General features: G+C 52.3%; 22 protein-coding genes. All 22 read left to right on the top strand.

Annotated elements, in window-relative coordinates; translation table 11 throughout:
* The first annotated feature begins 2 nt into the window (after nucleotides 1-2).
* The 22 genes from ndk (at nucleotide 3) to qcrB (ending at nucleotide 19631) form a co-directional block, all read left to right on the top strand.
* Nucleotides 3-446 carry a nucleoside-diphosphate kinase gene (gene ndk / locus SK3146_RS05395; protein WP_249864115.1) on the top strand — a complete coding sequence of 148 codons (444 nt, stop codon included), beginning with the start codon at nucleotides 3-5 and terminating at the stop codon, nucleotides 444-446.
* 15 nt (nucleotides 447-461) lie between these two features.
* On the top strand, nucleotides 462-1241 hold the full coding sequence (locus SK3146_RS05390) for a CheR family methyltransferase (protein WP_249864114.1): 780 nt from the start codon (nucleotides 462-464) through the stop codon (nucleotides 1239-1241).
* Between the two features lie 80 nt (nucleotides 1242-1321).
* Nucleotides 1322-1486, top strand: coding sequence for a hypothetical protein (locus tag SK3146_RS05385; protein ID WP_249864113.1), 165 nt, complete (start codon nucleotides 1322-1324; stop codon nucleotides 1484-1486).
* Between the two features lie 305 nt (nucleotides 1487-1791).
* Nucleotides 1792-2955 (top strand): chorismate synthase, encoded by a 1164-nt coding sequence (aroC, locus tag SK3146_RS05380; RefSeq protein ID WP_249864112.1) that lies wholly within the window; start codon nucleotides 1792-1794, stop codon nucleotides 2953-2955.
* Between the two features lie 20 nt (nucleotides 2956-2975).
* Nucleotides 2976-4070: a 3-dehydroquinate synthase gene (gene aroB, locus SK3146_RS05375; RefSeq protein ID WP_249864111.1), complete on the top strand. Its 1095-nt coding sequence runs from the start codon at nucleotides 2976-2978 to the stop codon at nucleotides 4068-4070.
* Nucleotides 4071-4072: 2 nt separating this feature from the next.
* Entirely contained in the window at nucleotides 4073-4450 is a 378-nt protein-coding gene (gene aroH, locus SK3146_RS05370) for a chorismate mutase (protein WP_249864110.1), read from the top strand.
* A 463-nt stretch (nucleotides 4451-4913) separates the two neighbouring features.
* Entirely contained in the window at nucleotides 4914-6452 is a 1539-nt protein-coding gene (gene trpE, locus SK3146_RS05365) for an anthranilate synthase component I (protein ID WP_249864109.1), read from the top strand.
* A 73-nt stretch (nucleotides 6453-6525) separates the two neighbouring features.
* Entirely contained in the window at nucleotides 6526-7566 is a 1041-nt protein-coding gene (gene trpD, locus SK3146_RS05360) for an anthranilate phosphoribosyltransferase (RefSeq protein WP_249864108.1), read from the top strand.
* The gene (gene trpC, locus SK3146_RS05355) at nucleotides 7556-8353 is read left to right on the top strand and encodes an indole-3-glycerol phosphate synthase TrpC (protein WP_249864107.1); all 798 of its coding nucleotides are present in this window, start codon (nucleotides 7556-7558) and stop codon (nucleotides 8351-8353) included. Before trpD ends, trpC begins: the two co-directional genes overlap by 11 nt.
* A 6-nt stretch (nucleotides 8354-8359) precedes the next feature.
* Nucleotides 8360-9067, top strand: a complete 708-nt coding sequence (locus SK3146_RS05350; protein ID WP_249864106.1) for a phosphoribosylanthranilate isomerase — start codon at nucleotides 8360-8362, stop codon at nucleotides 9065-9067.
* Nucleotides 9060-10265, top strand: a complete 1206-nt coding sequence (trpB, locus tag SK3146_RS05345) for a tryptophan synthase subunit beta (RefSeq protein ID WP_249864105.1) — start codon at nucleotides 9060-9062, stop codon at nucleotides 10263-10265. Before SK3146_RS05350 ends, trpB begins: the two co-directional genes overlap by 8 nt.
* Entirely contained in the window at nucleotides 10252-11061 is an 810-nt protein-coding gene (trpA, locus tag SK3146_RS05340) for a tryptophan synthase subunit alpha (RefSeq protein WP_249864104.1), read from the top strand. Before trpB ends, trpA begins: the two co-directional genes overlap by 14 nt.
* 278 nt (nucleotides 11062-11339) lie before the next feature.
* Nucleotides 11340-12440 (top strand): histidinol-phosphate transaminase, encoded by a 1101-nt coding sequence (gene hisC, locus SK3146_RS05335; protein ID WP_249864103.1) that lies wholly within the window; start codon nucleotides 11340-11342, stop codon nucleotides 12438-12440.
* Between the two features lie 49 nt (nucleotides 12441-12489).
* Nucleotides 12490-13581 (top strand): prephenate dehydrogenase, encoded by a 1092-nt coding sequence (locus SK3146_RS05330; RefSeq protein ID WP_249864102.1) that lies wholly within the window; start codon nucleotides 12490-12492, stop codon nucleotides 13579-13581.
* Between the two features lie 444 nt (nucleotides 13582-14025).
* Nucleotides 14026-14616 (top strand): RNA polymerase sigma factor, encoded by a 591-nt coding sequence (locus tag SK3146_RS05325; protein ID WP_249864101.1) that lies wholly within the window; start codon nucleotides 14026-14028, stop codon nucleotides 14614-14616.
* On the top strand, nucleotides 14613-15245 hold the full coding sequence (locus SK3146_RS05320; RefSeq protein ID WP_249864100.1) for an anti-sigma factor family protein: 633 nt from the start codon (nucleotides 14613-14615) through the stop codon (nucleotides 15243-15245). The genes SK3146_RS05325 and SK3146_RS05320 overlap by 4 nt, the downstream gene beginning before the upstream one ends.
* Nucleotides 15246-15266: 21 nt before the next feature.
* Nucleotides 15267-15848, top strand: a complete 582-nt coding sequence (locus SK3146_RS05315; RefSeq protein ID WP_249864099.1) for a histidine phosphatase family protein — start codon at nucleotides 15267-15269, stop codon at nucleotides 15846-15848.
* Nucleotides 15849-15993: 145 nt separating this feature from the next.
* A complete protein-coding gene (locus SK3146_RS05310) occupies nucleotides 15994-17130 on the top strand; it encodes a hypothetical protein (RefSeq protein ID WP_249864098.1) in 1137 nt (378 codons plus the stop codon).
* A 270-nt stretch (nucleotides 17131-17400) separates the two neighbouring features.
* On the top strand, nucleotides 17401-17592 hold the full coding sequence (locus tag SK3146_RS05305) for an IDEAL domain-containing protein (RefSeq protein WP_249864097.1): 192 nt from the start codon (nucleotides 17401-17403) through the stop codon (nucleotides 17590-17592).
* 115 nt (nucleotides 17593-17707) lie between these two features.
* Nucleotides 17708-18145: a DUF2487 family protein gene (locus SK3146_RS05300; protein ID WP_249864096.1), complete on the top strand. Its 438-nt coding sequence runs from the start codon at nucleotides 17708-17710 to the stop codon at nucleotides 18143-18145.
* 249 nt (nucleotides 18146-18394) lie between these two features.
* Complete coding sequence (locus SK3146_RS05295) at nucleotides 18395-18943, top strand: QcrA and Rieske domain-containing protein (RefSeq protein WP_283942808.1); 549 nt, start codon at nucleotides 18395-18397, stop codon at nucleotides 18941-18943.
* A gap of 16 nt (nucleotides 18944-18959) precedes the next feature.
* Entirely contained in the window at nucleotides 18960-19631 is a 672-nt protein-coding gene (gene qcrB, locus SK3146_RS05290; RefSeq protein ID WP_249864095.1) for a menaquinol-cytochrome c reductase cytochrome b subunit, read from the top strand.
* Nucleotides 19632-19771: the final 140 nt, after the last annotated feature.

Below are 19771 nucleotides of genomic sequence, written 5' to 3'. Positions count from 1 at the left end.
GGATGGAACGTACTTTTCTAATGGTCAAGCCCGACGGCGTCCAACGCGGTCTTATCGGCGAAATCGTCAAACGATTCGAGCAAAAAGGATTTCAGCTCGTCGGCGCCAAGCTAATCCAAGTGACGGCAGAGCTGGCGGAGCGGCATTACGAAGAGCATAAGGGCAAAGATTTCTACGATCGATTGGTCGACTTCATCACATCCGGTCCCGTATTTGCCATGGTATGGGAAGGGGATCAGGTCGTCGCATTGTCCAGAGCGATGATCGGCAAGACCAGCGCCCTAGACGCGGCCCCGGGAACGATTCGAAGCGATTACGCCATACATACGAATTATAATTTGATTCACGGTTCCGATTCTCCGGAAAGCGCGCAAAGAGAGATTGCCAATTTCTTCGCCGAGCACGAGTTGTTGAATTACAGCAAAGTCATAAGCCAGTGGATCTAGGGTGAGGAGACCGGCATGGAGGATCAGGATTTTCTGCTGTTCATCAAAAAGGTAAAAGATTACACGTCTATCGATTTGGCGCAATATAAAGAAGCCCAGATGAAACGGCGGCTGACTACGCTGCGGATGAAGAAGGGGTACGACTCGTTCGCTTCCTTTTTCGAGGCGATGACGAAGGATAAGGAATTGTTCTACGAATTTCTCGACCGGATGACGATTAACGTATCCGAATTTTGGCGCAATCCGAATCGGTGGGAAGTTCTGGAAAAACAGTTTCTACCCGAAATGCTGCGCAAAACCCGCAAGCTGAAATGCTGGAGCGCCGCTTGCTCGACGGGGGAGGAGCCCTACACGCTGGCGATGATTTTGGCGGAGCTCGGCGCGCTGCAGGATGCGCAGCTGGTGGCCACGGATCTCGACGAGGGCGCGCTGGCCAAGGCGAAGAAGGCCGTATATTCCGATCGTTCGATCCGGGATGTGCCGCAAGCGTACTTGAAAAAATATTATAAGCAGGAAAATATGACGTTTTCGATTGCGGACGGACTGAAGCGAGAAATTCGCTTTCAGAAGCAAAATTTGCTCATCGATCCGTTCGATACGCAGTTCGACTTGATTATTTGCCGTAACGTCATGATCTATTTTACGGAAGAAGCCAAGCACTTGTTATATCATAAATTCGCCAATGCGCTGAAGCCGGGAGGCATCTTGTTTGTCGGCAGCACGGAACAAATTTTCTCTCCGGGACAATATGAGCTTGAGCCTGCGGAAACGTTCTTTTATCGGAAAAAAGGCTAAAAAAGCGGAAGCCATGTATAACTTTTTCCATCTGTTCCTATACTGTGAATAATCGACAAAAATCTGCAGGAGGGGATTCGGTGGATAAACGAAAAGTGATCATGGCTTATCGAAGAGGATTTATTACGGTGCAGGAATGCGCGCAAATTATGGGAATCGATTCTTTGCAAGTGATGGGGATGATGGAGGACCCGGAGCTGAAAGAGCTTCCGAGTCCGTTCAAGAAGCAGCCCGTCAACGGCTGATAGAGCAGGAAGCACTACGATTGAGCGAAGATGCGCCGCTGAGGGGTACGAGCCCTAAGCGGGGCATCTTTTTTTGCGCCCGGAAACGATGCTAATCGGATTTCCGTACAGGGAGGGCTTTATTCAGATTTGCGCATTCCGCCGCGGACGGCCCTTGACGCTCGGCCCGGGATTTGAGTCCGTTTCTTGTCAAACGGTGGCGCCTATACTATAATTAGCACATGAATGGAGTACATAAAAGCGCTAAAGCGTGCCGGTCGGTTATTGCTGCGTTTTTGGGGATAGGATGAAAGGGGACAACGAGTGTGAGATATTTAACAGCAGGGGAAACGCACGGTCCGCAGCTTACTGCGATTATCGAAGGGTTTCCGAGCAATGTAACCATCGATTTTGAACAAGTGAATTTTCAATTGGCGCGCCGGCAAAAAGGGTATGGACGCGGACGCCGCATGCAGATTGAGAAAGATACCGCGAGCATTGTCGGCGGCGTAAGACACGGCAAAACAACAGGCGCTCCGATCGCTCTCGTCGTGGAGAACAACGACTGGAAGCATTGGACGAGCGTAATGAATATCGAACCGATCGAAGGCAACGACGAGACGAAGCGCAGGGTAAACCGGCCGCGTCCGGGTCATGCCGATTTGAACGGCGGTTTGAAATATAATCAAAAAGATTTGCGCAACATTTTGGAACGGTCCAGCGCCCGGGAGACGACGATGCGTGTGGCTATCGGCGCGGTAGCCCGTCAATTGCTGTCCGCATTCGGCATTAAAGTGGCCAGTCAAGTAATCCGCATCGGCGAGGTGGAAGTGAACCGCCAGGAGCTGCCGATCGACGATTTGATCCGCATTACCGAGGAATCGCCGCTGCGCGTGGTGGATAAGGAAGCCGAAGCGCGTATGATCGCGGCGATCGACGCGGCGAAGGAAGACGGAGATACGCTCGGCGGCATCGTGGAATGCGTGATCGAAGGCGTGCCTGTCGGGCTCGGCAGCCATGTGCAGTGGGACCGCAAGCTGGACGGACGCATCGCGCAGGCGGTTTTGTCGATCCAAGCGTTCAAGGGCTGCGAAATCGGCATCGGTTTCGAAGCGGCTAAGCTGAGAGGCTCCAAAGTACACGACGAGATCATGTATGAGGAGGGAAGAGGCTTCTATCGCGCTTCCAACCGTGCGGGAGGCTTCGAAGGCGGCATGACGACCGGCGAGCCTATCGTCGTACGCGGCGTCATGAAGCCGATCTCGACACTGTACAAAGCGCTGCAGAGCGTCGATATCGATACGAAGGAAGCGTTCACCGCTCAGGTGGAGCGTTCCGATACTTGCGCCGTAGCGGCAGCGGGCGTCATTATGGAAAATATCGTTGCCTGGGAAGTGGCAAGCGCGTTTCTCGACAAGTTCGGCGGAGATTCTCTGGAGGAGATTCGCAACAATTACAACAGCTTTTTGGAGCAAGTGAAAAGTTACTAGAGGAAAGAGGCGAGGACCGGATGAAGGAGCTAACGGTTGATTTAGGGGAACGATCGTATCCGATTTATATCGGCGAAGGGATTTTGGATCAAATCGGCGGCTTGTTCGATAAGCACGGCATCAGCAAAATTTCTCCGATCCTGCTGGTTACCGATTCGCATGTTGCAGAGCATCACCTGGCTCCGATTATGGGCAAGCTTCAGGAGTCGGGTTACTCCGTCGTCTCCCATATCGTAGCCGCGGGAGAGAAGTCCAAATCGCTCGGCGTGCTGGAGGATATCGTAACGACGGCACTGCAGGCCGGGCTAGACCGCAAGTCCACAGTTGTCGCTTTGGGCGGCGGCGTCGTCGGGGATTTGGCCGGCTTTGTGGCGGCCAGCTACATGCGAGGCATTCGTTTCGTGCAAATTCCGACGACGATTCTGGCTCATGACAGCAGCGTAGGCGGCAAAGTGGCGGTCAACCATCCGCTCGCCAAAAACATTATCGGCGCGTTCCATCAGCCGGAAATGGTACTGTACGACACGGCGACGCTGCAATCGCTGCCGGAGCGCATCGTGCGCGAGGGGCTGTCCGAGATGATCAAGCACGGCTTGATCTGGGACGCCGAGTTTACGCAGTGGATGGAAGACAACGCCGAGAAGCTGATCGCGCTCGACCAGGAAGCGCTGCAGTACGGACTGTACCAGGGCTGCAGGGTGAAATCAATCGTCGTGTCCCAGGATGAGAAGGAGAACGATCTGCGGGCTATTCTCAATCTCGGCCATACGATAGGCCATGCTCTGGAAGCGGTGGCCAATTACAATGAGCTGCATCACGGGGAAGCGATCTCTATAGGGATGGTCGGCTCGGCGAAGCTGGCGATGAAGCTGGGCTATCCGGAGCATATTTATACGGTGACCAAACGGATTCTGCAAAAATTCGGACTGCCGACGCGCATCCCCGCTCATCTGGATACGGATGCGATCATGAGCGCGATGATGCACGACAAGAAGTTCAAAGAAGGTACGATGGTATTTATTATTCCGACGGCGATCGGCAAGGTGGAAATCAATAAAAACGTATCTACGGCATGGGTAAGAGATGTCGTAGAGCAATTGAAACAGGAGGCTTGACCATGTTTGTTCGAGGTATTCGCGGCGCCACGACCGTGGAGCATGACGAGAAAAATGAAATTTTAAGCGCGACGACGGAGTTGTTGAATCAAATCATCGTTGAAAACGGAATTAAACCGGATGAGCTTGCTTGTGTATTCGTTACGGTGACAAGCGATCTGACCAGTACGTTCCCCGCTCAAGCGATCCGCCAGCTTCCGGGCTGGGAGCTTGTACCGCTGATGTGTTCTCTGGAAGTTCCCGTAGAAGGCGCGCTGCCAAAGTGCATTCGGCTCATGGTAATGGCCAATACGGAGAAAAAGCAGGACGAGATCGTTCATGTTTATTTGAAAGAGGCTATGCGTCTTCGTCCCGATTTATCTAAATTGACAAAAGCATAAGCGGCATAGTATAGTTATGGTAGCTGATTTGTTAGTTGATTGAGAAGAGAAGAGAGTTTTAGAGCAGAGTAGAGCCTAGTTGAGATGAGCCGAGTAAAGTACTTAAGCCTATGGTGCAGTTGTTGCGAGCACTTATATTTCTTATTGTCATCGATAAGATGATGCCAGGGCTAAGTATGTTTATGATCATCTAAAAACCGCCTCTACTTTGACGTAGAGGCTTTTTTATTGTTTAGGAAATGATGCGCAGCAATATCCTGTGGAAATCCGGGGGCTCCCCCGTCACTACCCTGGAAATTACTCTTGGTACCCCATTTCCATTGTCTGTGGTGCCGCGTCGGCGGCATGGATGGCTTTTGGGGGATTTGTTTTTGTTGAAAATACCCGTTGGCGGGCAAACAAGCAGAAAGCCGGCTTTCCGAAGGGGAAGCTGAGGCTGAGACGAGAAGAGGAGAGATTCGATATGTACACACCAGAAGCAAAGGAAGTTATCCGGCTGGCGAAGCAGTATAATTTGATCCCGGTCGTCCGGTCTTTAATGGCCGACACGGAAACGCCGATTCGCGTGTTCCAGCACTTTTACGAGGAGAAGAGAGCCTTCCTGCTGGAAAGCGTCGAGGGCGGCGTGAAATGGGCGCGGTATTCCTTTATCGGAACCGATCCGTTTATGATGATCACGGCCAAAGACGGTGTGACGAAAATCGAGAGTCAGAAAGAAACCAAACATTCCATCGAGAAGCCGATCGACGTGCTGAAAGCTTACCTGCGGGCGTATTCGAGCCCTGCGTTTCCGGATTTGCCGCGGTTTACGGGCGGAGCCGTCGGATTCTTCGGTTACGATTTGCTGCAATATTACGAAAAATTGCCGGCGCACCGCAATGACGACCTGCACATGAACGATATTCAGTTTATGTTCTGCGATCAAGTGATCGTATTCGATCATTTCAAGCAGCAGATTAAGGTCATCGCCAACGTCCATGTTCCCCATCATGGCTCGGACGCGGAGATTGTGGCCGCTTATGAAGCGACCTGCGCCAAAATCGACGAAACGATCGAGCGTTTGAAGCGTCCGCTTCCTGCGCTGTCGATGCAGCAGCATCCGATTCCGGAAGACGTGGAAATCGGCGAGCTGAAGTCCAACCTGACGAAGGAGCAGTACGTCGCCAATGTGGAGAAAGCGAAGGAGTACATTCGTTCCGGCGATATATTCCAAGTAGTGCTGTCGCAGCGGTTCGAGATCGAAACCGACGTATCGCCGCTGCACGTATACCGTATTTTGCGGACGATGAACCCTTCGCCTTACATGTACTGCCTCAAGATGGACGACGAAGTGATCGTGGGTACCTCTCCGGAGCTGCTCGTCCGCGTCGAAGACGAGAAGGTCGAGACGATGCCGATTGCCGGAACGCGCCCGCGGGGCAAAACGCCGGAGGAAGACGAAGCGTTCGAGCGCGAGCTGCTGGCCGACGAGAAGGAGCGCGCCGAGCATCTGATGCTGGTCGACCTCGGACGCAACGACATCGGCAGAGTATCCGAATTCGGCAGCGTGCGCTGCGACACCTTCATGCAAGTGGAGCGTTACTCGCATGTTATGCACATCGTATCGAATGTCACCGGGAAGATTGCCAAGGATAAAGATTTCTTCGACGCGTTCATCTCGTGTTTGCCTGCGGGCACCGTATCGGGAGCGCCGAAGCTGAGAGCGATGGAAATTATAGCGGAAGTGGAGAATGAAGCTCGCGGCGCTTATGCCGGAGCTATCGGATATTTGGGCTTTTCCGGCAATATGGATACTTGCATCACGATCCGTACCATTATTTTCAAAAAAGGTAAGGCGTACGTGCAGGCGGGAGCGGGAATCGTATGGGATTCCGTCGCCGAGAGCGAGTATCAGGAGACCGTCAACAAAGCGAAGGGGATGCTGAAGTCGATTCGCACGGCCGAAGCCGTATTCGCCCCTAGACCGGTAGCTCACAGCGTCATCAACCACGACTACTATTAATTCGAATCTCTGTCGGCCGAGGGCTTCGGAGCCATTGTCGGCTGCTTAAAGAACTTATGGGGAGGCAGTTTACATGGAAAATCAATTTACGGTACAACAGGCGCTTCAACAATTGATCGGATTGCATCATTTGACCCGCGCGGAAGCTAGAGGGGTCATGTCCGACATTATGGACGGATTGGCTACGCCTTCGCAGATCGGGAGCTTCCTGACGGCGCTTCGGATGAAAGGCGAAACGATAGAGGAAATTACCGGCTTCGCCGAAGCGATGAGAATGAAGGCGAACCGGGTGGAGACCGAGCAGTTCAATCTGCTCGATACTTGCGGAACGGGCGGCGACGGCGCCGATACGTTCAACATCTCGACGACCGCGGCGATTGTAGCGGCGGCGGGCGGTATCCGGGTCGCCAAGCACGGCAACCGGGCGATGTCGAGCAAGAGCGGCAGCGCCGACGTGCTGGAAGCGCTCGGCGTCAATATCGAGCTGAATCAGGAGCAGGCCGCTGAATGTCTGAAGCATGTAGGCATCTGCTTCATGTTCGCCCAGCGTTACCACCAATCGATGAAACACGCCGCGCTGCCTCGCAAAGAGCTCGGCTTCCGGACGGTGTTCAATCTGCTCGGACCGCTGACGAATCCGGCCGGAGCCGATCGTCAGGTACTCGGTATCTTCGATCGCGGCAAAACGGAGACGATGGCCCATGTAATGCGGGCTCTGGGCGTGAAAAGAGCGCTTGTCGTAGCCAGCTTCGACGGTCTCGACGAAATTAGCATCTCCGACGCGACGCAGGTGACCGAGCTGAAGAACGAAGAGATCGTCACCTACGAAATCACGCCGGATCTGCTCGGCTTGCGCAGCGCCAGCCTGAAGGAAGTGATCGGCGGCGACGCGGCGGTCAATGCGGAAATTATTCACAGCGTGTTCCAGGGAGCGCAGGGCGCATGCCGCGATATCGTGCTCGCCAACGCGGGAGCCTGCTTCTACGTTACGGGAATATGCGCCACCTTGCAGGAAGGCGTCAAATATGCGGCTCATGTGATCGACTCGCGCCAGGCGCTAGGCAAACTGCAGGAGCTAGTCCAATTTACGGGAGAAATCAGACATGTTTCTTGATAAAATTGTAGCTACCAAGCATAAAGAAGTGGCAGACTTGAAAGAAAAAATCTCTTTGACCCAGCTGGAGCGGGAAATTGCGGAGCTTGCGCCGACGCTCGGCTTCGAGAAAGCTTTGTCCTCAGGACGCAAGCGCCCGATGGGATTGATCGCCGAAGTGAAGAAAGCTTCTCCGTCCAAAGGGCTAATTCGTGAAGATTTCGAGCCTGTGCTGCTGGCTCAGGCTTACGAGCAAGCCGGGACGGACTGCATCTCCGTCTTGACGGACGCGGACTATTTCCAAGGCTCCAACGACTATTTGCGTCAGGTTAGGGGCGCGGTTCAAGTGCCGATTCTGCGCAAAGATTTTACGATCGATCTGCACCAGATTTATGAAGCGCGCAGCATCGGCGCGGATGCCGTGCTGCTCATCGCGGCTATATTGACGACGGAGCAGTTGAAGCTGTTCGCCCGCGAAGCGAAGAGCATCGGCCTCGATGTGCTGATTGAAGTGCATGACAAGGAAGAGCTTGACCGGGTGCTGACGCTCGATGCATCGTTGATCGGCATCAATAATCGCAATCTGAAGACGTTCGTCACCGAGCTGAAAACGACGGAAGAGCTGATCGCCTACATTCCGAAGCATGTTACGATCGTAAGCGAGAGCGGCATTTCCAAACCTTCGGAAATTGATTATTTGCAATCGATCGGTGCGCATGCCGTATTGATCGGAGAGCATTTCATGCGGCAGCCGGTCGTGGGGCAGGCGGTTCATGATCTGCTCGGGACTTATGCGGCGAAGGGGTAAAGCAATATGACAAGCGTAAAAATATGCGGGTTAAAGACTCCGGATATGGTACAATCGATATTGCATCTGCCTATCGATTATATCGGATTCGTTTTTGCCAAAAGCAAACGGCAGGTGACGCCGCAGCAGGCAGGCGAAATGATTCGGGTTATTGCTGAGCGGCGGGAAGCCGGGAAGGCTGTCCCGTTGACCGTCGGCGTGCTTGTTAATCCTACTCGCGAGGAACTGGTTGCGGTGATGCAGGAAGCTCCTCTCGATATTTTACAACTGCATGGACATGAAACGCCTCAAGAGTGCAGACGCATCAAGTCGGAGTTTCCCGGAGTCAAACTGTGGAGGGTCGTTTCGGTAGCCCGGACGGGGCAAGCGGCCGGGGCAAACGATTCGGATGCCGAGCACAGCGTTATCGCGGCCGCGCTGGACCCGTACGCGGAAACCGTGGACGCTATTTTGCTGGACACGTTCGATCCGGTATATGGCGGAGGCTCCGGAAAAACGTTCTCTTGGGAGGCGATACCCCCATACCAGGCTTGGAGCCGGGCTGCAGGGATTCCTCTGCTCGTGGCGGGGGGACTTCAGCCGGATAATGTGGGAGAGCTTCTGGATGTTTATACGCCCGATGGAGTGGATGTGTCGAGCGGAGTCGAAACCGATGGCGTAAAAGATATTATGAAAATAACCAGCTTTGTCGAAAGGGTGAAGCATCGTGTATAACGTACCGGATGAGCAAGGCCGCTTCGGAAAGTTCGGCGGGCGCTACGTTCCCGAAACTTTAATGAACGCGTTGATCGAACTGGAAGAAGCCTACAAGAAATATGTGAAGGAAGAGAAGTTCCAGCAGGAGCTTCAATACTTACTGCATCGTTATTCGGGCAGACCGACCTCGCTGTATTATGCGGAGCGCTTGTCGGCCCATCTGGGCGGCGCCAAAATTTATTTGAAGCGCGAAGATTTGAACCATACCGGCGCCCATAAGATCAACAACTCCTTGGGTCAAGGGCTGCTTGCCAAATATATGGGCAAAAAGAAACTGATCGCCGAAACGGGGGCGGGTCAGCATGGCGTGGCCACGGCTACCGTCGCGGCGCTGCTCGGGTATGAATGCAAAGTGTTCATGGGCGAAGAAGATATGAAGCGCCAGCAGTTGAACGTGTTTAGAATGAACCTGCTGGGCACGGAAGTCGTTCCGGTTACTTCGGGCACCAGAACGCTGAAGGATGCTTGTAACGAAACGCTGCGCTACTGGGTGAGCCATGTCGACGATACGTTCTACATTCTCGGTTCGGCTACCGGCCCGCATCCTTATCCGATGATGGTCCGCGATTTCCAAAGAATTATCGGGGACGAGTCCCGCAAGCAAATATTGGAGCTGGAAGGCAAGCTGCCGAATGCGGTTATTGCCGCCGTAGGCGGAGGAAGCAATGCAATCGGCATTTTTTACCCGTTCGTGCAGGATGAAGGCGTTCGTCTGATCGGCGCCGAAGCCGCGGGACGCGGGATTGAAACGAAGGAGCACGCGGCGACGATGACGATGGGAAGCCACGGCGTGTTCCAAGGCTCCATGAGCTATCTCCTCCAGGATCAATATGGACAAGTGCAGGAAGCGCACTCCATCTCGGCCGGACTCGACTATCCGGGCATCGGGCCGGAGCATGCGTACCTCAAGGATTCCAACCGCGCGGAATACCATCCGATTACCGATAAGGAAGCGCTGGATGCGCTGCAGCTGCTGAGCCGCACGGAAGGCATCATTCCGGCGCTGGAGAGCGCGCATGCGATCGCGCAAACGATGAAAGTGGCTCCTACGATGGGCAAAGACGAGATCATCGTCGTGAGCTTGTCCGGACGCGGAGACAAAGACGTGGAAGCGATTATGGGCTATCTGGGAGGTGCTGTTCATGAATCGCATTGATCGTGTATTCGCCGAACTGAAGCAGCGCAAGCAGCCTGCATTTATTCCTTTTTTAACGATCGGCGATCCGGATTTGAAGACATCGGTCGATATTATTAAGCAGCTGGAGCAGTCCGGCGCGAGCATGGTGGAGCTGGGCGTGCCTTACTCCGATCCGCTCGCCGACGGGCCCGTCATTCAGCGCTCATCGATGCGGGCGCTTAAAAACCATCAGGTGTCCGTCCAGGACGTAATGAATACGGCTCGTCAAGCGAGAAGCGAAGGCTGCGAGCTGCCGTTCATCTTGTTTACTTATTATAATCCGGTGCTGCAGTTCGGGTTGGAGCGGATTTTCCCGATGCTGCAGGAAAGCGAGATCAGCGGATTAATCATCCCCGATCTTCCGATGGAAGAGGATGCGGAAGTCCGCAAGCTGGCCGACGAGCACGGCATCCATTTGATTCCGCTGGTGGCTCCGACCTCCAACGACCGGATCAAGCGCATCGTATCCCGCGCCTCCGGCTTCGTATACTGCGTCTCCTCGCTGGGGGTTACGGGCACGAGAACGGAGTTTCACAGCGGGATCGACTCGTTCCTGGAGACGGTGAGGCAGTCGACGGCGCTTCCTATCGCTATCGGCTTCGGCGTATCTACTCATGAGCAGTTTGCCAGATTCGCAGAGACTTGCGACGGCATCGTCGTAGGCAGCGCGCTGGTGCGCCAGGTGGAAGAGGCGCTGCCGCTATTTGAGCAGGATGCGACGCGTCCGCAGGCGCTCTCTCGCATCGATCAATTTGTAAGAAATTTAATAGGATAAGTAGACGAAAGCCTCGCTATTCTCGGAATCGGCGAGGCTTTGCTTTTTTCACGGCGGAAGAAGCGGGCTTGGGCGCCGCTGCGGGAATGCGGCTCAACCGCCGCAATATCCGCAAGGTCTTCGTTAAGCGTTAATTAATTTCATAGTTCGGCAATATAAAACTTCACATTTGATAGCAGTTGTGAGAAAATTACTAGGAAGCAACCAATAGAAGAGCGTGTCCCGAGGGGCGCGCGCTTTCCATAGCAGAACTTATTATTTGAATGAGGTGACCTTGAGTGCAGCCCAAGAAAAACATTGTCCATCTGCCGGTGTACAAGCCAGGCAAGCCGATGGAAGAAGTAAAGAGAGAACTCGGCTTAACCGAAGTCATTAAATTGGCTTCCAATGAAAATCCGTTCGGATGTTCCCCTAAAGCCAAAGAAGCGATTATCGCTCACGTAGATCAAACCAGCATTTATCCGGACGGCGGCGCCGTAGATTTGACGAATGCCGTGGCGGCGCATTTTGGCGTTGAAGCGAACCAAGTTATTTTCGGAGCGGGCTCCGACGAGATCATTCTGATGCTTGCGCGCGCTTACTTCGTTCCGGGCGACGAGACGATTATGGCTTCTCCGACGTTCCCTCAATATAAGCATAACGCCGAAATCGAAGGCGCCGTGTGCATCGAAGTGCCGTGCATCGACGGATATCACGATTTGCAAGGCATGCTGGATAAAGTAAGCGAGCGCACCAAGATCATCTGGCTGTGCAATCCGAACAATCCGACCGGCACGATGCATTCGCATCAAGAAGTCGTGGACTTTTTGAACAAAGTGCCGTCCCACGTTCTGGTCGTTTTGGACGAAGCTTACGCGGAGTACAATGTGAGCGGGCAATATCCGGACAGCATCGGCCTGGTCAAGCAGTACAAGAACGTCATTACTTTGCGCACGTTCTCCAAAATCTACGGGCTGGCGACCCTTCGTATCGGTTACGGCATCGGGCATCCTGAAGTGATCAAATCGATCAATCAAGTCCGCGAGCCGTTCAATACGACGGGCTTCGCGCAAAAAGCGGCTCTCGCTGCGCTTCAGGACGAACAGTTCATTGCGGACTGCCGTGAAACGAATGCCCGCGGCATTAAGTACTTATCCGCTCAGTTCGACGAGCTGAAGCTGAGCTATTACCCTGCGCACGGCAACTTCGTCATGGTCGACGTGGAGCGTCCGGGCGGGCTCGTTTTCGAGGCGCTGCTCAGAAAAGGCGTTATCGTTCGCCATGATCCGGGTTGGGGCATGCCGACGATGCTGCGCGTCACGGTAGGCAGCCAGGAGCAGAACGAGAAATTTATCGGCGCCCTGCAATCGGCGTTAAAAGAAGTGGCTGTGAACGCATAAGAGAAGCTTCGCTTTTTCAAGCGTTAGTAAATAGAGAAGGAACCTGTTCATGACTAAAATAGCTATTTTTGGAGTGGGCTTGATCGGCGGTTCTTTGGCGCTGTGCTTTAAGGGAAAGCCGGGGATAACCGTTGTGGGACATTCCAATTCTCCCCGGTCCGTCGAGAAGTACTTGAAGCGGCAGGTTGTCGATGATGCGACTACCTCGATGGAGGAGGCTGCGGCTGACGCCGATTTCATCTTCATCTGTGTTCCTGTAGGCAATTTGCAGGAATATTTGGTCAAGCTGTCCAAGCTGCCTCTGAAGCCGGGCTGCATCATCACGGACGTCGGCAGCACCAAAGCCTCGATCGCGTCGTTCGCTTCGAAGCTGGATTTGCAGGATGCGTATTTTATCGGCGGCCATCCGATGGCGGGGAAGGAGAAGTCGGGCGTGGAGGCGGCTACTTCCCATTTGTACGAAAATGCGTTTTACGTTCTGACGCCGGATGAGTCCATACCGCCCGAAGTATACGAGCGGCTGACGAAGCTGCTGCAGTGGACGCGAGCCCATCTAGTGAAGGTGGACCCGAAGCTTCATGACGATATTGTCGGAGCGATCAGCCATCTGCCGCATATTATCGCAGTGGCGCTGGTCAACCAAATCGCCCGCTACAACGAGAAAAACGAGCTGTACCAGAATTTGGCCGCGGGCGGCTTCCGGGATATTACCCGTATCGCCTCCAGCGATCCGGTTGTCTGGCGCGACATATTGCTCGATAACCGCGAGGTCATCCTTCGTCTGCTGGAGGACTGGAATGAAGAGATCGCTTCGTTTATCCGGCTGCTGAAGGAGAAAGACGGGGAAGGGATTGCGGAGCAATTCCGCCTCTCCAGCGAGTTTCGCTCGGCTCTGCCCGAAAGGCGCAAGGGCGTGCTGACTTCGGTGTACGAGGTTTATGTCGATGTGCCGGATCATCCTGGCATTATCGGCCAAATCGCTACGCTGCTCGGCAGCCACAGAATTAACTTGAGCAACATTCAGATCATCGAAAGCAGGGAAGATATCCCGGGCGTGCTGCGATTATCTTTCCGGGACGAGTACCAGATGGATAAGGCTATTGAACTACTCGCGAAAGAGAATTACACGGTTCACGTGTAATTCTTTTTTCTTTTGGCGCAAATAAAACGTTTTCAAAAAAGTATTGACAAATTGAAAACGTATACATATAATAAAAGTACAGTATGGTTTCTCTCCACTCCTATCCGAATAATGGCACTATGTGCAGCCACCTTTTCCAAGGTGGTTCTTTTTTTTGTTTTGCGGCATTTCTTAGAAAGAGCGGGGAATTACCGGCGGCCTTCAGTTTGCTCCAAGGGGGACATTAGTCGTAATAAATTACACCTTTTTTTGGAAGTTATTCTGAAAGTTGTCTGAAATATGTCGATTAAGCAGGATTTTTGACCGAGTTTACCGAATGTTATTAAGGATGAAGTCCGATCTTTAATTTTTTTGAAAATATACCGCAACTTTTTTACTCCCGTATAGTCAAACAAAGTAGAATCGCTGGGAGTAAGCAGGAATCACAAGGAGGGTCGTAATTCAATGACCGATTCCCAGTTGATCAGAGAGATCAAGGACGGCAACGTCCAGCTATATGATGAATTAATGCGTCGCTATGAACGAAAAATATTGGCGTTTATTTACCACATGCTGAAAAGCGCAAAAATGGAGTCGTTGGCGGAGGATCTATGCAACGAAACCTTTTATAAAGCATACCGGAGTCTGCACTCGTTTCGCGAAGTGGAGGCGACCTTTTCCACGTGGTTATATACGATCGCCAGAAATACCGTTCTTAGCGAGCTGAGAAAAAATAAAAATACAAAGGTTTCTTTGGAGCAAAGCGGACTTGAGCCTCATGCCGGGGCCGACGCTATGCCTGAATTAACAGCGCTTCGCAACGAGAAAGTATCGATGGTCCGGGATGCCATTAACAATTTGCCTGAGAAGCAGAGGTCTGCGCTTATTTTGCGTGAATACGATCAATTGGATTATCAGGAAATTGCCAATATCCTTGGGCAGACCGTAAGTTCGGTTAAATCCTTATTGTTCAGGGCGAGAGCGAGTGTAAAGCTCCAGTTGGAACCATACTTTCTTGATCCGATTTTTGAGGAGTATGAGGGGATGAATCGATGATGAAATGTGAAGAAGTACAAGAGATGCTAGGCGTCTACTGGGATCTGCCCGAGCATGATCTGAAGCGGCAGTATGTGGATGAACATATAAAAAATTGTCCTTGCTGCGCCGCCGAATTCGAAATATGGCGCGAGAGCACGGAGCTCATCAAGTCGGCAGCGGAAACCGGCGAGTTCGCGGAAATGTCCACACCGATTTCGAGAAGCGTCATGAACCGCATTTATGAGGACGAATCGTGGAGAGTGCCTGTCGCCGACAAAATGTACGCCATGACGTTCAAGCTGCGCCGCAACGTATCGGCCATCATCGCTTTTTGTCTTGCCTTGTTTATATGCTCTTTCCTATACTCGGTGACGCATCAAGCTGCGCCGGAATCTGCTATGGTCTCCGGAGAATCCGCCGTATTCGGCCGGATAGGCGACCCGGTTGTCGTGGCCGGAAGCAAGCAGGAATCGATGAACGTACATACGATGCCCTCGGCCGTCGCCAGCTTGAAAGGATTCAGCGAGCCGTTCATGTACCAGGTCGGCCCTATTCACACGATAAAAGATTACATGATCTTTGTTTCGCTTCTCGGTCTGACGTGCACGCTGCTTATTATGAACTGGCTGTCCAGAACGAGATCTTAATCGGCCTTACAGGAGGATTTAATGCTTACAATCGGTTTTATTCGTCACGGTACTACAGAATGGAATCTGGCCGGGAGGATGCAGGGTCAGATGGATACGGAGCTGGCGGAAGTAGGCGTGCGCCAAGCCGAGTTGCTTGCCCTGCGGCTGAAGAGCGACAGCTGGGACGGGGTGATCGCGAGCGATCTGATTCGGGCCAGACAAACGGCCGAGATGATATCGAATGTAACGGGAACTCCGTTTATCGGTGTCGATGCCCGTCTGCGGGAGCGTTATTTCGGGCAAGTGGAGGGGACGACGCAGGAGGAGAGGATCGCCCGCTGGGGTGAAGGCTGGAGAGAGCTGGAGCTGGGAATGGAGAAGGACGAGGAACTGCTGAAGCGTTGGGATGCGTTCCTTCGGGAGCTAAGCGCCGCCCAACCGGGAAAGCGAATACTGCTGGTTAGTCATGGCGGTTATATCGCCCCTGTTCTGCATTCTTTGACGGGCAGGCCGGTGGAATCCCATTTGCACAATACGTCGCTTACGATAATGGAGGCCGTTGACAGCGGCTGGCATTGCAGGCTGCTGAATTGTACGGCTCATTTGGAGCCGGTCATCTAGAATAAATGGAGTTAAAGAAAGCCCGTGAATCCACGGGCTTTTTTTGTGCAGCCAGCGCCGCGCAGGAAAGTTTTTCTTGCAATCGGCGTTTAAATCCGGCGCAAATTCCCATAATGGTACTAAGCCTATTTGGAGGTGCTGTACCATGAATTTAGCGGATATGTTAAGCTATGCGGATATTCAAGACTTGAGCCGAATTGCCCATACGTACAACTGTGAATGCAACGGTCACTCCAAAAATGAGCTCATTCAGTCGATTCTTACGACCGTCAACCGCAAAGAGGTATTTGAACGGCAGGTCACGGACATGCCGATTGAGGATGTTCGTTTTCTCAACTCTTTGATTTTCGATCCGAGAGGATCGTTCAGCCTGGAGGAGCTTATTGCCAGGGTGCAGCAGAGCCGCTTTATTAAGGAAGAGGATGAGGAATGGAACCCGCGGGATATGATCCTGCGCTTTAAACAGAGGGGCTGGCTGTTCAACGGTTATTCGCAGCAAACGCGTTATTTGTTCCAGGTTCCTGCCGATTTAAAGCGAAGGTTCGGCGATGCGCTGACCAAACAGTTTCAACGGCGGCTTGTCGCGGCCAAGGAGCCTGAGGTGTATCGGGACGAGCAGAAGCTGATTGTGGACGATATCGCTCATTTTTTGCAATATGTTCATCAGAACGAGGCAGTGCTTACAGCGGATAACACGATGTACAAACGGCAGCTGCTGCAGGTGCTGGACCGGCTTTCGGTTAAGGAAGAGCCTGCCCCCAAAACGGCTTGGCGCTTCGGCTACGGAAGAATGTTCAAAGATTATCCGAATCGTTTTTCTTTCATCTACGATTATTGCTACTATACAGAACTGATAACGGAACATCATCAGGTGCTCGCGCTCAGCGATAAAGGCAGGGAGCGTGTAACCCATGCGACCAAGGAAGATTTGGTGCAGGTGTACCGGTTTTGGCTGAGATTGTATAAGAACGCGATTCCGAATTTGCAGTCTCTGGTCCATTGGCTCGATAAAATAGCGAAGAGCTGGGTCACCCTGGAGTCGGTAAAAGAAACGCTCGTGCCGCTTATCCGCCCGTTTTATTATGATACGCCCGAGTCTGTGCTGGAGCAGCGCATCGTGCGGATGATGATGCATTTGGGGCTGCTTCGGATCGGCGAAAGCGATGAGTTCGGCACGGTCGTACAGGTTACGAAGCTCGGAAACGGCGTGATCCAAGGCAGTTATGTCGCTGACGAGGATAAGATTACAATCCCGTTCGAAAACCGTTCGGGCGAAGCGTGACCGGGAGGGGAGCAACGGCTAGCCCTAATGTAGGTAAAAGCACATTCGGCGCGATAGGGGCTGTTGTACTTATCGAGGCCGAAAAAGGGTGAATATGCTTAAGTAGGGGCAGCTTTACCGTTCGCTTTTCAAGGGTGATGGTTCGCATCGTCCCGGCAATGCAGCAAGAAAACAAACCGATGGAATGGATGCAAAGATGGGCAGCGGAGTACAGGCAGCTGATGATGTTTTAAAAATATTAACGCGAGACCGGTTTGGAGGTAGGTTCTAATGGGCAAAATGAACGTTTCCAATGATATGATGCTGAGTTTGTTTGCGGAGATGGTGCTGGATGAAGCCATACGTAAATATAAGGAGCAGTATTTGTACAGAGAAATTGATTTGGCTTTGGCAAAAGGAGACGAACAATCGTTTCTAGCCCTCACGACAGAACTGAAATCGCTCAATACTCATGGCAAGTGAACCGAAGCTCCTGGCCTAAATTATGACATCTTTTTGAAAGGCATGTGAGAACCAATCATATGTCTTTTTTTTGTGTTACATTATGTGGAGAAATGAATACTGATGTGGAGAGTGAATGAAGCCGATGAAATTTAGCGATGTAGAGCAGGGGGCATGGGAAAGTCTGAAACCCTACGTGGATACGTGCCTGCTGCCCGTAACGGGTATGACGGGAAAGGAGCAGCCCTGGGAAGCGACGAGGGCGCTGGAGCAGCTGCGAGATGCGCTCGATTGCTTCGAAATTCCGTACAAAGGAAGAGTGCTGACGTATCCCGCTTTTCATTATATAGAAGGAGAAGAAGGACGGGAGCTGGTTGCGACGATGTGCGGCCGGCTAAAGGACAACTTCCCCTATGTCGTTCTTGTGTCCGCCGACGGTCGCTTAGCCGAGCTTGGCGAAATTCGCGGCGCGGACAAAACGTTTATTCTGACGCCCGGAGAATTGGCTGAAAATCTGGCTGAGATCAAGCGGCATATTGCCGAGCAACTGCAGCATTTATGGTCGGGAAGGTAACCTTTGCGAAGCGTGTATGATTGATTACATTTTTGCTAATTCTAAGTACGGGACGCGATTTTTCCCCTCATGAACAGTTGTGACAATTTCGTTAACAGTTACTGCTGGGACAAGAATTGATGGCTCTAAATGGAAGTTAACATTCTTGACGCACCTAGAGTCGTAAGCTATTATTAGTAATGTCCTAGTATGTGGTGTAAAGTTATGTCGAACGACGTGATATATGTTGCAAAAGGGGGTAGAACGAGAATGAGTGAGCACAACAGTCATGATGCGCAGCATCAGGGTGAGAGGCCGGTTAAACGTCGCGAGATGTCCCGCAGGCAGTTTCTGTCCTATACCCTTGGTGGAGCTTCTGCGTTCATGGGCGCCGGTATGATTGTTCCTATGCTTCGATTTGCTATCGATCCGGTCCTTCAGCCTAAATCGCAAGCCGATTGGGTCAAGGTAGTCGAAGAAGCGAAGATCGAGAACGAACCGAAATCCTTCAAATTTCAAGTGCATCAGGTCGACGGCTGGTATGAGAGCGACGTTGAATTGGAAGCTTGGATTTCCAAGGATCAGCAAGGCAACATCTTCGCCTTGAACCCGACCTGTAAGCACCTTGGATGTACGGTTAACTGGAATGCCAATCCGGAGTACAAGGATCAGTATTTCTGTCCTTGCCACGGCGCGCACTATACGGTAGATGGCAAAAACCTTGCTGTAGCGCCGGCGCCTTTGGATCAATACGATCTCAAGGTGGAGAATGGGTTCGTTTATTTAGGACAACTTGGTCCTAACAAAAGGGTGAAATAAGGAGGCGTAACATCAGATGTTTAAAAGTATGTATAACTGGATTGATGAACGTCTTGATATCACGCCGATGTGGAGAGATGTTGCCGATCACGAGGTTCCCGAACACGTTAACCCGGCGCACCATTTTTCCGCATTTGTTTACTGCTTTGGTGGATTGACGTTTTTTATTACGGTTATTCAAATATTGTCCGGTATGTTCCTGACGATGTATTATGTGCCGGATATTATTAACGCCTATGCGAGTGTTGACTATCTGCAGCATAAGGTTGCATTCGGCGTCATCGTTCGCGGTATGCATCACTGGGGTGCCAGTCTTGTTATCGTCATGATGTTCTTACATACGCTTCGCGTGTTCTTTACAGGCTCCTACAAGGCGCCGCGCGAAATGAACTGGGTAGTAGGCGTGCTGATCTTCTTCGTCATGTTGGGTCTCGGTTTCACCGGATACTTGCTGCCGTGGGATAACAAAGCTTACTTTGCAACGCAGGTAGGTATCAAGATCGCCGCATCCGCTCCTTATATCGGCGATTACATTAAGACGTTCCTGCAAGGCGGCGAGATCGTCGGTGCGCAAACGTTGACTCGATTCTTCGCTTTGCACGTGTTCTTCTTCCCGGGCATTTTGCTGGCATTGCTGGCGGGTCACTTCTTTATGATTCGTAAGCAAGGGATTTCCGGTCCGCTGTAAGCAAGACTTCGATTGGCATTGTATCAATCAAGGAAGCGGCTTCAGTTTACAGCCAGTCTCGCTGTTGCAAGCGAGAACGTTATTCGAAAAACCGCAGCGCGGCTTTTCGATCTGTGGGGACGACAGGTCGCGTTGAAACG

Source organism: Paenibacillus konkukensis, from assembly GCF_023523925.1.
Classification (GTDB): Bacteria; Bacillota; Bacilli; order Paenibacillales; family NBRC-103111; genus Paenibacillus_S; species Paenibacillus_S doosanensis.
The sequence above is the reverse complement of the archived record's forward strand: the minus strand, read 5'-3'. Positions and strand labels throughout refer to the sequence as shown.

Coding starts and splice junctions, on each gene's coding strand:
- ndk (WP_249864115.1), top strand. CDS start 3: ATGGAACGTACTTTTCTAATGGTCAAGCCCGACGGCGTCCAACGCGGT.
- SK3146_RS05390 (WP_249864114.1), top strand. CDS start 462: ATGGAGGATCAGGATTTTCTGCTGTTCATCAAAAAGGTAAAAGATTAC.
- aroB (WP_249864111.1), top strand. CDS start 2,976: ATGAAGGAGCTAACGGTTGATTTAGGGGAACGATCGTATCCGATTTAT.
- aroH (WP_249864110.1), top strand. CDS start 4,073: ATGTTTGTTCGAGGTATTCGCGGCGCCACGACCGTGGAGCATGACGAG.
- trpE (WP_249864109.1), top strand. CDS start 4,914: ATGTACACACCAGAAGCAAAGGAAGTTATCCGGCTGGCGAAGCAGTAT.
- trpD (WP_249864108.1), top strand. CDS start 6,526: ATGGAAAATCAATTTACGGTACAACAGGCGCTTCAACAATTGATCGGA.
- trpC (WP_249864107.1), top strand. CDS start 7,556: ATGTTTCTTGATAAAATTGTAGCTACCAAGCATAAAGAAGTGGCAGAC.
- SK3146_RS05350 (WP_249864106.1), top strand. CDS start 8,360: ATGACAAGCGTAAAAATATGCGGGTTAAAGACTCCGGATATGGTACAA.
- trpA (WP_249864104.1), top strand. CDS start 10,252: ATGAATCGCATTGATCGTGTATTCGCCGAACTGAAGCAGCGCAAGCAG.
- SK3146_RS05330 (WP_249864102.1), top strand. CDS start 12,490: ATGACTAAAATAGCTATTTTTGGAGTGGGCTTGATCGGCGGTTCTTTG.
- SK3146_RS05325 (WP_249864101.1), top strand. CDS start 14,026: ATGACCGATTCCCAGTTGATCAGAGAGATCAAGGACGGCAACGTCCAG.
- SK3146_RS05320 (WP_249864100.1), top strand. CDS start 14,613: ATGATGAAATGTGAAGAAGTACAAGAGATGCTAGGCGTCTACTGGGAT.
- SK3146_RS05315 (WP_249864099.1), top strand. CDS start 15,267: ATGCTTACAATCGGTTTTATTCGTCACGGTACTACAGAATGGAATCTG.
- SK3146_RS05310 (WP_249864098.1), top strand. CDS start 15,994: ATGAATTTAGCGGATATGTTAAGCTATGCGGATATTCAAGACTTGAGC.
- SK3146_RS05305 (WP_249864097.1), top strand. CDS start 17,401: ATGGGCAAAATGAACGTTTCCAATGATATGATGCTGAGTTTGTTTGCG.
- SK3146_RS05300 (WP_249864096.1), top strand. CDS start 17,708: ATGAAGCCGATGAAATTTAGCGATGTAGAGCAGGGGGCATGGGAAAGT.
- SK3146_RS05295 (WP_283942808.1), top strand. CDS start 18,395: ATGAGTGAGCACAACAGTCATGATGCGCAGCATCAGGGTGAGAGGCCG.
- qcrB (WP_249864095.1), top strand. CDS start 18,960: ATGTTTAAAAGTATGTATAACTGGATTGATGAACGTCTTGATATCACG.